General features: G+C 61.8%; 11 protein-coding genes and 1 pseudogene. 1 reads left to right on the forward strand and 11 read right to left on the reverse strand.

Annotation, left to right across the window (positions count from 1 at the left end; translation table 11 throughout):
• The 7 genes and pseudogenes from DOD19_RS21395 to DOD19_RS27575 all read right to left on the reverse strand — a co-directional run.
• Positions 1-329 (reverse strand): FAD-dependent oxidoreductase (locus tag DOD19_RS21395; protein ID WP_162634427.1); only part of this gene is annotated, 329 nt, incomplete at its 3' end.
• 35 nt (positions 330-364) lie between these two features.
• Positions 365-1,054 (reverse strand): c-type cytochrome, encoded by a 690-nt coding sequence (locus DOD19_RS21400; RefSeq protein ID WP_152543742.1) that lies wholly within the window; start codon positions 1,052-1,054, stop codon positions 365-367.
• Positions 1,051-2,547, reverse strand: coding sequence for an FAD-dependent oxidoreductase (locus tag DOD19_RS21405; protein WP_112187982.1), 1,497 nt, complete (start codon positions 2,545-2,547; stop codon positions 1,051-1,053). The genes DOD19_RS21400 and DOD19_RS21405 overlap by 4 nt, the downstream gene beginning before the upstream one ends.
• Positions 2,548-2,740: 193 nt before the next feature.
• Entirely contained in the window at positions 2,741-3,619 is an 879-nt protein-coding gene (locus tag DOD19_RS21410; protein WP_112187984.1) for a phytanoyl-CoA dioxygenase family protein, read from the reverse strand.
• Positions 3,620-3,677: 58 nt separating this feature from the next.
• A pseudogene (locus DOD19_RS21415) lies at positions 3,678-3,779 on the reverse strand (SDR family oxidoreductase); the annotation flags it as partial.
• A gap of 30 nt (positions 3,780-3,809) precedes the next feature.
• Positions 3,810-5,171, reverse strand: coding sequence for an FAD-binding oxidoreductase (locus DOD19_RS21420; RefSeq protein WP_112187986.1), 1,362 nt, complete (start codon positions 5,169-5,171; stop codon positions 3,810-3,812).
• A gap of 107 nt (positions 5,172-5,278) precedes the next feature.
• Positions 5,279-5,509, reverse strand: a complete 231-nt coding sequence (locus tag DOD19_RS27575; protein ID WP_162634429.1) for a hypothetical protein — start codon at positions 5,507-5,509, stop codon at positions 5,279-5,281.
• 380 nt (positions 5,510-5,889) lie between these two features.
• Here DOD19_RS27575 and DOD19_RS21425 point away from each other — a divergent pair, with 380 nt between their 5' ends.
• Positions 5,890-7,323 carry a TetR/AcrR family transcriptional regulator gene (locus tag DOD19_RS21425; RefSeq protein WP_024978783.1) on the forward strand — a complete coding sequence of 478 codons (1,434 nt, stop codon included), beginning with the start codon at positions 5,890-5,892 and terminating at the stop codon, positions 7,321-7,323.
• A gap of 178 nt (positions 7,324-7,501) precedes the next feature.
• Here DOD19_RS21425 and DOD19_RS21430 read toward each other — a convergent pair whose 3' ends face one another.
• The 4 genes from DOD19_RS21430 to DOD19_RS21445 form a co-directional block, all read right to left on the reverse strand.
• Complete coding sequence (locus tag DOD19_RS21430; protein WP_239498077.1) at positions 7,502-8,314, reverse strand: phytanoyl-CoA dioxygenase family protein; 813 nt, start codon at positions 8,312-8,314, stop codon at positions 7,502-7,504.
• 105 nt (positions 8,315-8,419) lie between these two features.
• Entirely contained in the window at positions 8,420-9,391 is a 972-nt protein-coding gene (locus DOD19_RS21435; RefSeq protein ID WP_112187990.1) for a YCF48-related protein, read from the reverse strand.
• 13 nt (positions 9,392-9,404) lie between these two features.
• Complete coding sequence (locus DOD19_RS21440; protein WP_112187993.1) at positions 9,405-11,765, reverse strand: efflux RND transporter permease subunit; 2,361 nt, start codon at positions 11,763-11,765, stop codon at positions 9,405-9,407.
• 63 nt (positions 11,766-11,828) lie between these two features.
• A complete protein-coding gene (locus DOD19_RS21445) occupies positions 11,829-13,664 on the reverse strand; it encodes a DUF1302 family protein (RefSeq protein ID WP_112187995.1) in 1,836 nt (611 codons plus the stop codon).
• Between the last annotated feature and the right edge of the window lie 70 nt (positions 13,665-13,734).

Below are 13,734 nucleotides of genomic sequence, written 5' to 3' on the forward strand. Positions count from 1 at the left end.
TGGCCACCCGATTCCGAGAAGTAGCCTTTGCCGAGGTCGTGGTTGAGAGTCCGTCCGCCGACGCGGTCGCGCGCTTCCAGCACCACGAAGGACTCGCACCCCGCACGCTTCAGGTCACGTGCCGCGGTCAGGCCTGCCAGCCCGGCACCGATGATGGCCACCTCAAGTACGTCCCGCTCATCGCTCGCAGCCGTTGCCGCGCTCGCCACCTTCGGCAATGCCGCCGCCGTCGCCGCTGCTGTCACCGATGCGGCCATGCCGAGAAAGCCGCGCCGCGTGAGCGCAGCCGCCTCCGGCGTCTCATCGCCTTTCTTTGCAATATCGTCCATCTTGCTTCCCGCCTAGCTTGAAAAATCTGCGTGGTCTATCGGCTTGCGATGTATTGCGCGAGGTCGTCGATATCCTGCTGCGACAGCGCTCCGACAACTGCCGGCATCGAGCCCGTGGCATCGCGGCGCGCGCCGCTCTTGAAGCTGGTCAGCTGGTCGCGCAGATAGCCGTAACCCTGCCCGGCCAACCGCGGATACAGGTCTTTCCCCTCCAACTGCTGCCCGTGACAAGCGGCGCAGTTGTTGGCCTTGACCAGCGCCTCGCCGCGCGCCACGTGTGCCGGGTCCGCCTGGAACGTCGTGTTCGGCAGCGGCGTCATCTTCGAGAAATGCGCGGCCAAGCCGTCAAGCTCGTGTTGCGACATGCTCACCGCCAGCGACGTCATGGTCGGATTGCTGCGCTCGCCGCTGGCGAAGGCGGTGAGCTGCTTCTTGAGGTAGGCCTCCGGCTGACCCGCCAGGCGCGGATAGGTCTGGGCGCGTGCGTTGCCCCCATAACCATGGCAAGACACGCACACTTCGCTGACGCGTGGCCATGGACCGCCGACACGCGTGTCCTCCTGCGTGATCTGATCGAGCTGCTTGCCAATCTGCAGCAGGCCATAGAAGTTCGGCCCGTACATGACGCCGCCGACCACCACTGCGGCCAACAGCAGCGCGCCCCCCAGTACCAGAATCCGCTTGCCGCGACCGCGTGATTTTGTTGTCGTATTCGTGTTCATCATGCTTTCCCCCCAGCCGCAACCTGAAGCGCTTGCAATGCCGCCTTGTGGCCCGACCGTATTGCACCGTCCATGGTGGTAATCCAGATTTCTGCGGTTTCCGTACCCGCCCAGATCAACCGGCCGATTGGCGGATGCAACACATCGCCGTACTTGGTGAGAAAGCCTGGAGGGATGGGCGATGTGCAGCTCAATGACCAGTTGTCAGCCTTGCCCCAGTCGTGCTCGTGGTACGCAACGGGATGCAGCGCTTCGTCGCCAAACGCCTGGGCATAGATGCGCGAGAGCTCGGCTTCGGCAGCCTTGGGGTCGGACGGCAGCACGCCGTTGTTCACGAAGGCCGAGATCACGCCGAACGAGACATCCTCCGGCGAGTTGTCGTAGGCAAATTGGATCGGCCCCCTCAATTGCACGAGCATGCCGTCCAAGCCCTTGTCACGCCAGAACGCCTTCTTGTAGACATGCGCTGTCTTGCGCATCGGTGCATAGGCAGGCCAGCGGCGCTGCATTTCCCGGCGCTTTTCCGGCAGCGGCGGATCGAAGGCGATCTGGTTGCACAGTGATGGTGAGAGCGCGACGATCAAACTGCGCGCGCGAACCACGCCCTTCGCGGTGTGGATGGTCACCGGTCCGTTTTGCCAGTTCTCGATACGCAGCACCGGGGTCGACAGGCGCACCTTGTCGCCCAGCGCCTCGGCCATCTTGATTGACAGGATCTGCGAACCGCCCGAGATGCGGCTCTCCTGTGCACCGCCCTTGATTGCTTCGAGCTGCCTGTAATTGCAATCCGCCGAGTTGATCAGGGACAGATAGTGCAGCATCGATAGTTTTTCCGGTGCAGTACCTGTCGTCAGCTGCGCGGCGAGCACCCAGCCGATTTGGGCTTCCGGTGTGAGGTTCTTGGTTGCCAGCCAGTCAGCAAGCGACATGGCATCGAACTCGGCAGCACGCGGTGACGTCCACGGCGCGGCCGTCGGCACGCTCTTGGCCATCTCCTCGAGCTCGCGCCGCAGCTTCGGATCCGTGTCAAAGCCGCCGTCGTTTGCGATGGTTGTGCGTGCGTTGCCGGCAAGCATCACGAAATCGCCCTCCCAGTGCGTCAGAAAGGTGCCGACACCCAGCTCGCGAGCCAGATTGGCGATCGCGGTCTGGCCGGGCCCGATCCATTGGCCACCCGCTTCCGAGAAGTAGCCGTTGCCGAGATCGTGGTTGAGGGTCCGTCCGCCGACGCGGTCGCGCGCTTCCAGCACCACGAAGGACTCGCACCCCGCACGCTTCAGGTCACGTGCCGCGGTCAGGCCTGCCAGCCCCGCGCCAATGATGGCCACCTCGAGCACATCGCGGCCATCGCTTGCTGCAGTGACTGCACTCGCCACATTCGGCAGTACCGCCGCCGTTGCCGCTGCCGTCACCGATGCGGCCATGCCGAGAAAGCCGCGCCGCGTGAGCGCTGCCGCCTCGGGCGCCTCATCGTGTTTCTTTGCAATGTCGTTCATCTTGCCCCCGGGCTTAACTTGAAAAATCTGCGTGATCTATTGGCTTGCAATGCATTGCGCCAGATCGTCGATATCCTGTCGCGACGGCACTCTGACGCCCCTGGCATCTCGCCAGTGACATCGCTGCGTGCACCGCCCTTGAAGCGGTTGAGCCCTCCCCATGCGCTCCATGGGGAGGACGGATGCACTGGAGTCAGTCGAAGTGGCCGACCTCGGCAAAGTCGTCCTGCTGGAGCAACGCCTGCGGGTCGGTCATCACCCCGTTGCGCTCGACAAATCCCGCATAGGTCGTGCTACACGACCATCCAAGCAGTCGCTGCATTTCCTCAGGGAAGCGCTTGACGCGCTCGATCGGCAACGTCAGGTAGTGGTTCTCTTCCTGCCGCAAGATCGCAAGGTCATACGACATGGTCAGCCCCGTGCGCGGCGCATTGCTACGGTTCTGACCACCTCCGTGGTACGTCGAACCGATGAAGATCAGTGCATCGCCAGCGTCCATCGAGGTCGGGATCGCCTCTTCTTGCTTTGGCATGCGCTCGTCATCCCACTTGTGGCTGCCGGGGATGACCAAGGTCCCGCCGTTCTCTTCGGAGAAGTCGGTGATGGCGATCATGATTTGCACGCGAGCTTCCCGGTTGTAGCCGGGGTGTCGCCACAGCCAGACTGAATCGTCACGGTGCAACGGTTGGATGCCCTGACCGGGTCGAATCTGGATAGCCTGCGTCACGCCCACCTGAATATCGGGGGCCACCTCGACCTGGTTCTCTCCACTCCAGAGCTTGATCGGCTTCTGCAGGATGAGGCGTGCAGTTTCGAGATACAGCGGGTTCAGCGCGACGTCGACCATATGGTCAGTGCGGGCAAACAGGCGTGACAGGCGCCGCGTTTGTGTACCGGCAAAGTACTCGTCCACCCCGTTTGGGGTTGCTTCGAGCATCGGAAGAAGATCCTTCTTCAGGTTCTCGAGCAGGCTTGGGGCTAGGAAGCCCTTCACGATCACACCGCCGTCCGCTTCAATGACGGATGCAAGTTCAGAGGGCGTTGCTGAGTTGGGGAAACGCTTGACGGACATGGTGTTACCTCACGTTGATGTTGATGGCTGAACAACTGCGAACCCGCTCTGATCGCAACTAGGTCGAGAGTTCCCCCGACACTTCGATCGCTTCTCCGTTGATAACGCTGGCCTCATCGGAGGCGAGGAACGCATAGACGTTTGCGATTTCATTTGGCCTCCGTCGCGCGGTCGCAGAAAGCGCTCGCCTTCAGGCTGCAGCGCCCCGCACCTTGCGGTTCAACCGATCGTCCAATGTGTTTGCCGCGGCCAGAGCCCCATTGACGAGACACCAGCGGAACGGCTCCGGCGGCAGCGTGGGCGTGTCGTAACGCAGCGCTGCCAGTAGCGGCGGCTCGGTACCGCGAATCTTCTGGGCAAGCATGTTTCCGAGCATGGATTGACTGGCCAGGCCATGGCCAGAACACCCGGCGGTGTAGTAAATGTTCTGGTTTGCGCCGGTTGTGCCGACCACGGGAAGCGCGTTGCCGGCGGTGCTGATGTAGCCGCTCCAGCAATGCCGTAATGCGATGTCCTTCAAGGCGGGCAAACGCTCATGGAGGTTTGCTCGCAGCGCTCGATACTGGTCGTAGGCGGGCACGTTCGGCGTCTCTGAGCCGTACGGATAGTGGATGCGCTTGACTGTGGAGATGATTGTGTTGCGTGCCGTCAGGCGGAAGCTTTCCATGCTGTAGTGGCCCGTCACGATGCCTTCGCGCCTTGGCCAATCCAGCGAGGCTAACTGCACCGCGGACAGCGGTTCGGTCTCGATTGCCGAGATCCGCAAGGGCACCACCTTGTTTGCAAGCAAACCGAGCTGCGGCGTGTAGGCGTTGGTGGCAAGCATCAGCACCGGGGCGCTGACGCTACCGCGCGGAGTCTGCACCCGAATGACCGGGCCGTCGGTGTAAGACAGGAGCGGCGTGTTCTCGTAGAGCTTCACGCCAGCCCGCAGCGCGGCACGGCGCAGCCCCATGACGTATTTGCCTGGATGAAGCGTTCCGCCGGCCGGCGTGTATTCGCCAAATAGAAACGCCGACGGAATGCCGCGCGCGCGCATCTGCGCGTGATCCAGAAATTCCGACTTGTGGCCGTGTTCGATACCGACCTGCATATCCGCGCGGATCCTCTTCTCCTGCGACGGATGGACGCCCGCCCGGATCCACCCGGACTGCACGTATTCGCAGTCGATATCGTGTTCCTTGAGCTTGCCTTCCACGAAGCCGACAGCCTCATCGTAGTAGCGGACGATCTGCGTCGCCCGTTCCTTGCTGAGGCCCCTGAACATGAGGTCGTATTCGAGCGCCATGGCGCCGGCCAGATAGCCTGCGTTTCGTCCGCTTGCGCCGAAGCCGGCGAAATCCCGCTCAATCACAACGACGTTCGCGCCCAGCCTGGCCAGCTCCAGCGCCGCGGAAAGACCTGCAAAACCGGCGCCGGCAATCACCACATCCGCGCTGACGTTGCCCTCCAGCGCGTGCTGCATGTCGTCCGGCTTTTCCACCCAGCCACCCAGCGCCCGATACTTCCCCAGGTCGGCGCGCTCTTTACCACGCTCAAGATCCATACTCATTTCGGATTTCCTCAATCCCTGCTCAAGATGTGGGCGACCAGCGCAGCTTCTTCGCAGCTTTTCATCCCTCCATGCACGACGACGGGGTGCTTTGCCATGGTTGCCTCCTACGACTTCTTCTGGTGAGGGTTGGGTAAGGTCAAACGTGGATCAATCGCCGCGGTGCGCTCCACGTCAGTTGAAGCCGGCACCCATGCGCCGAGCGACAGAGAAGAGCCGCCACCCTTCTTCTGTTCCACCATCAAGTTGGGAAGCCGTTCAGCCCTTCCTGGAAAGCATTGCGCACGCAACCAGCCCTGCGATGCACGAAATCCTTCACCTGATTGCGCGGCCGACATCTGCCTTACATGAGCGTATTACTGGCCCTGTATTTGCGTTACTACGGCCTAATATTAACGTCGCACCGGCCTACACTCAAGGGCGAGCAAACTAGGGAAAACACCGACCAAGGGAGACGCAAACGCTGTCGAGCCGACTCAACTTCGCACGCTGCAAGGCGCAGGATGGCTAGGCACACCAACCAAAGTGTTTTGCAGCGCAAGGTTGGCGTGGACTGTTCCTGCCAAGTATTCGAGTTAAAGACGGAGGTGTGTGACCTGCGCACTCAAGCAGACATGACTTATGCGCAAGATCAGAGGGAAAGCAGCTACGTTTCTCCCATTCCGTCGGATAGGCCTATAATTTGCGGAAGTTTTGTATAAGCCACGGGAGAGTCAACGTGCAAAACAGCGCGGTCAAGCAAGGAACCCCTGACCATTCGGAGGGAGCCAAGTCCGCCGTGCGGTCATCAACACGGCGCAATCGGGAACAGCGCATTCGCGAGATCATCGATACCGCGCGCCAGGTCTTTCAAGAAGACGGCTATGCCGGATTCGCAATACGCCGTGTAGCGGATCGCATGGGCATCACCCATGGAAATCTGCAGTATTACTTTCGAACGACAGAAGAATTGCTTCGCACGGTGCTCCCGGCCTATATGAGCCAGGTCATGGAGGACTACACAGCGATTGCGAGTCGTCCGGGCACGGGGGCGGCACAACGTTGCTCCGCGCTGATCAATCGCATCTTCCAGAACATCAACGAAACCGATCTGCCGAAATTCATGGTGGAGATCTGGGCATTCGCTTCGCATGAAGCCTTTGTCGCAGAACTGCTCGACGATATGCAGGCGCGTTTTCGAGAGATCTTTGCGAAGTTGTTGTCGGAACTCCACCCCACGTTGAGTCACGAAGAATGTCTGGTGCGTGCCGCCGTGATCGGCGCGCAGATGGACGGCATGACGCTATTCGCATCCCACGGCGATTACCCGGGAAGAGACTATGTCGAGCTCGCTCGTGTTGCGAAGCGCGCCGTCAAGATGGTCGTGAGTGCTTCAGCCGCAACGCTGCAGAGCGAGGTACCTCTTCGTCGTCCACGCACACTGCACGACGGTAGCGATGCCCGTGTCAGCGTGTTTGGATCTGACGGGTACCTGCAGCCGGCCCTACTGGAATTGCGCACGCGTCAGTCGACTCAAGACAGCTTCCATTACCGGCCGACGGCCCAGGGCAAACGCAGAGAGCTCAAGATCAACGAGATCATCTCCACCGCCGCCAACCTGCTGGCGACGGAAGGCTATGCAAATTTCACCCTGGCACGGGTGGCAAGAGAACTTGGCACCCTGCCATCGGCGCTTCAGAACTATTTCCCGACCCATGACGATTTGCTCCGTTCGACAATGGAAGCGGTTGGGCAGGCTTATCTGGACCGTTACTCGGAGATCGGCAAACCGAGCGGCAAACCGGCGCTGGAGCGCATGCTCGAAATTGCCGCAGAAAACTTCGAGGAAACCTGTGTTCCTGCGGTGCAGCAACTGTGGTCGGAGATGTGGGCGCTGGCCCAGCATTCGGATATCACGCGTGAAAAGGTGAGAAGCGGCTATGCCGCCTACCGGGTGGTCTGGGCCGACCTCATCCGGGAAGTCGACGCGACAGCAACCGCGCGGGAATGCCTCGCTCGCGCAACGCTCATCACAGCACTGCTGGACGGCGTCACGGTGCTGAGGTTTGACGCCCAGCATCAATCGGTGAGCGAGGACCGCGCGTTCGAACTGGTCATGGTGATGACCGCGCTCATCGCGCAAGGGCGGATCGCTCCCAACGACGTTCTGTAAAGCAAGACAAAAAAAAGATGCCGTGCTGCCACGGCATCAAAAGACCCCAGAGGAGACCAAAGCTAGGATCTAGGAGACGTCACCAGCGTACGTTTTCAATCCCATCGGATTGCTGTGTTCGCTGGTTTAAGGGGGCTTGGCGATGGCGCACGCCGCTGAGACGACGCCTTTGCTTGCCTCACCGCACCTGCGTGCAGTAAGGCGCCCGGAACGGTTCGCCCGACGTCAGCGACGGATCGTTGAGATTGCTGATGTCGTAGCCGTAGTTGCATCCCCCGGTTGGCAGGGGCCGGTAAAACAGCTTGTCGCCGTAGAACCGGTAAACCAGCGTATGGCGATTCGGGCAATCCGGGGTCACGGGCGCACCGCCGTGCAGCGAGCCCGAGTGGAACAACAGCGCATCGCCCGGCTCCAGATCCCAGGAGACAACGTCCCACGAGGCTGGGTCTTTTGCACGGTCGGCCTCAATGTTGGGCAGTAGAGGCCAATCGGTGTTGGCCCACAGCGGCTTGGTGTGATCGTTAGGGTCGTTGTAGGAGGTACCGTTGTACTGCGCTCCAAGGTGAGAGCCTCGCACGACCTCTAGCGCATTCTTGCGGGGAATCTTCTCAAAGCACGTCCAGATGTTGAGCAACTGCGGCCCGCTGAACGGATAGTACGAAGTGTCCTGGTGCCACGGTGATCGGCCGGCCCTGCCGCCCTTCTTGATGAAGAGCTCCTCGCCGATGAACCACACATGCTCGGAATCCCAGAGCGACGCTACAAATTCATCGAGCCCCAACGCTTTGACCGTCGCGACGTGTACATCACGGTTGTCAAAGTTGCCGTAGTCGTTGAAATGCTCATCCGGCGTGCCTGCAAAGGCGTAGCCGTGCTGCGGGCTGGGGTGGGCAATCCCGTAATCGAACGCCTCGCGCATCCGCTTGAGGCGCTCGGGGGAAAACAGGCCCCGGGCGACGGTGGCGCCATCGCGCGCCAGCTCCAGCTTCATCTGCTCAGTCACTTGCATGTGGACCCCTTCTTACCTCGTTGAATAACGAACCCGTCTCGACGATGTCGGGAGACACGGGGAGACGTGTGTGCGCGTTAACTGGCCTCAGAGCCCGGCAAGCACGCCTTCTTTCGAAAACAGAATCGGCTTGCCACCCGCATCGATTACAGCGGCGGTGAGTGCCGCGCGGTCTTCACGCTGTGCCGCTGCGAGCGGCGCGCCGTCTTCACGCTGCTTGAGCACGAGCCCATCCAGCCCGACCGCAACGAACCCGTTACCCGACGCTACAAGACCGGTGATCGAACTCTTCGTCTCGGCCTTCAACGGTTGCCAGGTCGCCCCACCATCGCTGCTCTGGAACAGACTGCCGAGCAGACCACCCACCACAACCCGTCCATCTGGCATGGCCACACCCGACCACAGCGAACCCTTGCCCCCCGTTGCGAGATAATCCCAAGTGGCGCCGCCATCGGCCGACTTGAGCACCGTCCCCTGCTCGGCAGAGATGTAGAACGCGCCCTTGCCATCCGCAAACACGCGGTACAGGTTGCGGTCGGCCTTGCCGCCCCCGGGGGGTTTTGGCAACGTCGTTTTCATCCACGTCTTACCGCCGTCGTGGGTCTGCAGCATCAAAGACCACAGCCCAACTGCAATGCCATCCTGGTCGTTCGTAAAAAGCACGGAGAACAGCGGCTGATCGACGGCCGTGTCCATACGCTGCTTTTGCCACGTCTCACCGCCATCGCTCGTCGCGAGAATCACGCCCCACTGACCGACTACCCAGCCGTGCTGTTCATCGGCAAAGGAGACAGCGGATAGCGTGGCGGACACTGGAACCGAGCGTGCCTGCCGATACGTCTTGCCTTCGTCGTCGGAGAGCAGAACGATGCCGTGCTCACCCACGGCGATGATGCGTTTGCCGGCGCGCGTGGCGTCCAGCAGCATGCGGTGCGTCGGCGCGGGCCACGTATGCGCGGGCTTGACGCTCCAGGTGGCGACCGTGCCTTCGGCGGGCGTTTGTGCAAACACTGCGGCAGCCGCGCACAGCGTGATGCTGGTAAGGATCGTTTTCATCATGGCTGTCTCTCGTTCAGTGGCTCAGCAGGCCCGGCGCACGCGCAGGCTTGCGCCGGGGGAACCAGCGCTCCAGCACCGAGGCCAGTGCGGGCAGCGCGGTCATCGCCATCACCAGGTTCACGATGAACATGAAGGCCAGCAGCTTGCCCATGTCGGCCTGGAACTTGAGCGCCGAGAAGCTCCACGTCGCCACACCAACGGCCAGCGTGATGGCAGTGAAGATCGTCGCCACGCACTCGAACTCCAGCGCGCGCTCCATCGCCCGTTCAATCGGATCACCTTCGGCCAAGTGCCGCTGCAGGCGGTTGTAGATGTACAGCGCGTAGTCCACGCCGATGCCGACAGCCAGCACCATCACCGGCAGCGTAGCCACGGTCAGGCCGATCTTGAGTTCCTTCATGAACCAGTAGCCGATGAAGGTGGCGACCGTCAACGGCACGCAGCAGGCCAGCATCGAGCGCCAGTCGCGGTAAGCCAGGAACACGAGGATCACGATGGCGGCGTACACGTACAGCATCATCGGCAGCTCGCTGTGCTCCACCTCGTCATTGGTGGCGGCCAGCACGCCGGCATTGCCCGCCGCGAGGCGGATCTTGATACCCGGGAACGGATGCGATGCGCGGTACTGCTTGATGTCATCCAGGATCCGGTTGATCGTCGTCGCCTTGTGATCGGTCAGGTAAAGATGGACAGCCGTCATGCTGCAGTCGGCTGTCATGAAGCCCTTCAGGCGTGCCACATCGACCGACACGGCCCCGTAGTTCTCGGGGTCGATCGGCACGACGTTCATCTTTGGATAGTCTTCGTTGTAGCCCGCGTTGTAGGTGCGCAGCATCCCCGAGTACGACTGGGCGGAGACCACCCCGGGCTCGGTGCGCATGGCGGCGGTGAACTCGTCCTCATACAAGCCGACGGCCGGGTTGTCGCACGCCTTGCCGTTCGACTCGATCGCCACCGACAGCCAATCGAGCCCCATGTCGTAGTTGCCGGCAATCGACGTCGCATCCCGGTTGAAGCGCGCTTCCTCGCGCAACTCAGGCGCACCCGGCTGCAGCGTGCCGATCACACGGTCACGGCTTTGCCAGACCGCCAGCCCAAACACCACCAACGTGATCAACAGCGTGACGCCGGCGTACTTTGGCTGCGCCACCTTGGACAGCGGGCGCAGGACCGCCGAGCGCCAAGCCGCACGCTTGAGTGCGCTCTGCGCGTAGGCTTGCGTGAAGTTGAAGCAAGAGGCGGCCACCGGCAGCAGGATCAGGTTCGTCACGATCTTGTAGGCCACGCCCAGCGAGGCCGTGATCGCCAGCTCCCGCACCATCGGAATCGGGATCAGCAGTAGCGTGATGAACGAGACGAAGGCCGTCACGAGGGCCAGCACGCCCGGGATCAGCAGACCGCTGAAGCTGTGGCGTGCGGCGTCGTACGAGCTATTGCCGCGGGCAATCTCGCGCACGATGAAGTTGACCTGCTGCACGCCGTGCGACACCCCGATGGCAAAGACCAGGAACGGCACCAGCACCGCGAGCGGATCCAGCCCGAAGCCCAGCAACCGCAGCGTGCCGAACTGCCAGACGAGTGAACTCAACGAGCACACAATCAGCAGCACCGTGAAGCGCACCGAATGGCAGTACCAGTACACCGAGAGGGCCGTCAGCAGCAGCGCGATCGCGCAGAAGACGAGCACGCCCTTGGCGCCATCGGCAATGTCACCGATCTGCTTGGCGAAGCCGATGATCTGAACCTCGTAGCCGGCATCCTCAAACGGCTTGCGGATCTTGTCTTCGAGCGTGTGGTTGAACGCCACGTAGTCGAGCACCTTGCCTGCACTGTCGCGCTCATTGAGCTCCGCGGTGATCATCGCGCTGTCTTCGTTGTGCGAGACGAGCGTGCCCACGTAGCCGCCGAGCGTGGTCGCGCGACGAATGCTCGCCACGACTTCAGGCGTCAGCTGATCGGGTGTGATGTTGCCCGAGATGATCGGCTCGGCGCGGAAGCCTTCTTCGGTGATCTCGTTGACGAACGCGTTGGGCGTCCACAGCGAACGCACACCGATGCGATCCACGTTCGGCAGGTAAATGACGGCCTGGGTCACGTTGTACAACCGTGTAAGCCCCTCCGGCGTCCAGATTGAGCCCTTCTTCGCGCGCACCACCACCGTGATTCGGTTGGCCCCGAGCAGATCGTTCCGGTACTTCTGGAACGTCTGGATGTACTCATGGCCGATCGGCATCTGCTTCTCGAAGCCAGCATCCATGCGCAGTTGCACGGCAAACACGGCCATGCCTGCAGTGAATAGGCCAATCACCGCCAGCACGATCGCGCGGTGACCGAAGAAGGCTTTTTCCAGCCCCGCAACAAGACGATTCAACACGACACTACCCCTTCAAGTATTCCTGGCGGCGCACCGCGTGCGCCGCCGCCCGACACGAACGCGTTAGAAGTTGCGCGTGACGAATGCGCCGATGAAGTTGCGATCCGAATACGGATTGCCCACCGTGTTGTGCCCGCCCCAGAACGCCGTGAAGTTGATGCCCGCCTGCCAGACCGTCGGGTTCTGGTTGAACAGCACGTAGAAGTTGGCGGACTTCGCCCCCTGCATGTAGTTGGCGTTGAACGTCGGCGTGTAGCCGTACAGCGCGGCGTTGAATGTCACGCCAGGCGTCACCTGCCAGCCCGGCACCAGCGTGCCGTCATACGTCCAGTTGAAGTCGACCGTCACACCGCCCGAGGCTGCCGTACCCTGCCGCATGCCGATGGGGTAACCCGTGCCCGAGTTGTTGTTCAGCCACGTCAGATAACCAGCCTGCGGCGCCTGCATGACCTGCACGCCGTTGACGGTGCGTGTCACGCTGCCATCCAGGCCTGGGTAGTAGACCATCGTCGCTTCTGCGGTCAGCGAGGCCGAATCTGCTCCGATCATCTTGAGGAACGGATATTCGCTGCGCGTGAGCGCCAGAATGCCGTTGATGCCGAATTGCAGCTTCTTACGGTCCACCCACTGCTGGCAGTCGACACCGGCCGGGTTCACGTTCAGGTCCATCGGTCCGCCCGCGCCGTAGCAGCCCGAAAGCGCCACCGCGTCGCGCGGGCGATACGACAGCTCGGTACCGACTGCCCACGGCCCCACCGGGAAGTTCGCGCTGATCCCAAACAGCTGACGATTCTGCTGATACGACCACTGCGCCGTGTTGTTCGCGAACGAGGCCAACACGGGCGACTTGTCGGTGTAGTTCTCGTAATAGAAGGCGAAGTTCGCGTCGATGGAGGTCGGTACATAGTTGAACTTCACACCGAATTGCGGCTTGTACTTCGAAGGCAACTTGTTGGAGACCGGCAGCCCGATCGAGAACGAAGGGGGGCCAGCGAAGTCGCCATTGACCAGGCCGTTGTTGATCGCCGCAATGGTGCCCGGGTCGTGGCTGTTCAAACCGTTCTGGCCTGCGACCGTGCCTGCACTCGGGCCGTTCGCATTGAAGTTCGTCGTGTTCACGGTGAAAGGCTCAGCACCACGGCCCACAACGTTGGACGCCGACCAGAAGGAGCCAACCGGCGGCATGCGGTTGCCGTTCCAGATGAACTGGTAATAAGCCTCGGTGCTGAGGCCATGCGAGAGATTCGTGGCAAAGCTCACCATCGGCGCAGGTAGCAGCGCCTGCTTGAGCTGCGAGCCCGGAATCAGGAGCTTCTGGACATCGAGCGAGTTGGTGGCGTTGATGCCGCCCATGGCAAACATGCTCTCGCCCCAGTTGATGACCTGGTTGCCGATACGGACGTGGGCGTTCTGATCCGCCACGGTAAAGTCCTTCTGCGCCCATAGATCAAGCACGTGCGCGTCATAAACCACCTGCGCCCTCGCATCACTCGACAGCGGCGTGCGCTCGGTGTTCTTGGCCATGAAGTCGTACATGCCCGTGCCGCGCGCCATGAACTTCAATCCCTCGCTGGGCATCGTCAACAGCAATTCGCTGGTCGCGCTCAGGTACGTGCTGTAGGGCTTCCATCGGCGATAGTTCAAATCGCCGTTGTCGCCGGCACCCCACTGGTCAGTGTTGGCCGCAGCGCCGCAGCCGTTTGCGTTCGGATCGCCCGTGAGCGCACAGCTCGGGCTCTTCGTTCGCGTTGCCACGCCGGCTGTGATGTTGCTCACCAGCGAGCCTTTCACCGCGTCGTCCGTGCCCATCGTGAAGTCGTAGGCCTGCGCTGCAGACGTTGTTGCTGCCAGCACGGCGAGCGAAATCGCTGTCCGCGTGGACATCTTCTTGGTATTCATTTTTCCTCCAACCCGTTTTGATACCGGCACGCCCCTCCTCAAGCGCGTGCCGGCCCCCGCTCATGCGGCC

The organism is Ralstonia sp. GX3-BWBA, from assembly GCF_003290055.1.
GTDB classification, from domain to species: domain Bacteria; phylum Pseudomonadota; class Gammaproteobacteria; order Burkholderiales; family Burkholderiaceae; genus Ralstonia; species Ralstonia holmesii.

Coding starts and splice junctions, on each gene's coding strand:
- DOD19_RS21400 (WP_152543742.1), bottom strand. CDS start 1,054: ATGATGAACACGAATACGACAACAAAATCACGCGGTCGCGGCAAGCGG.
- DOD19_RS21405 (WP_112187982.1), bottom strand. CDS start 2,547: ATGAACGACATTGCAAAGAAACACGATGAGGCGCCCGAGGCGGCAGCG.
- DOD19_RS21410 (WP_112187984.1), bottom strand. CDS start 3,619: ATGTCCGTCAAGCGTTTCCCCAACTCAGCAACGCCCTCTGAACTTGCA.
- DOD19_RS21420 (WP_112187986.1), bottom strand. CDS start 5,171: ATGAGTATGGATCTTGAGCGTGGTAAAGAGCGCGCCGACCTGGGGAAG.
- DOD19_RS27575 (WP_162634429.1), bottom strand. CDS start 5,509: ATGTCGGCCGCGCAATCAGGTGAAGGATTTCGTGCATCGCAGGGCTGG.
- DOD19_RS21430 (WP_239498077.1), bottom strand. CDS start 8,314: ATGAAGCTGGAGCTGGCGCGCGATGGCGCCACCGTCGCCCGGGGCCTG.
- DOD19_RS21435 (WP_112187990.1), bottom strand. CDS start 9,391: ATGATGAAAACGATCCTTACCAGCATCACGCTGTGCGCGGCTGCCGCA.
- DOD19_RS21445 (WP_112187995.1), bottom strand. CDS start 13,664: ATGAATACCAAGAAGATGTCCACGCGGACAGCGATTTCGCTCGCCGTG.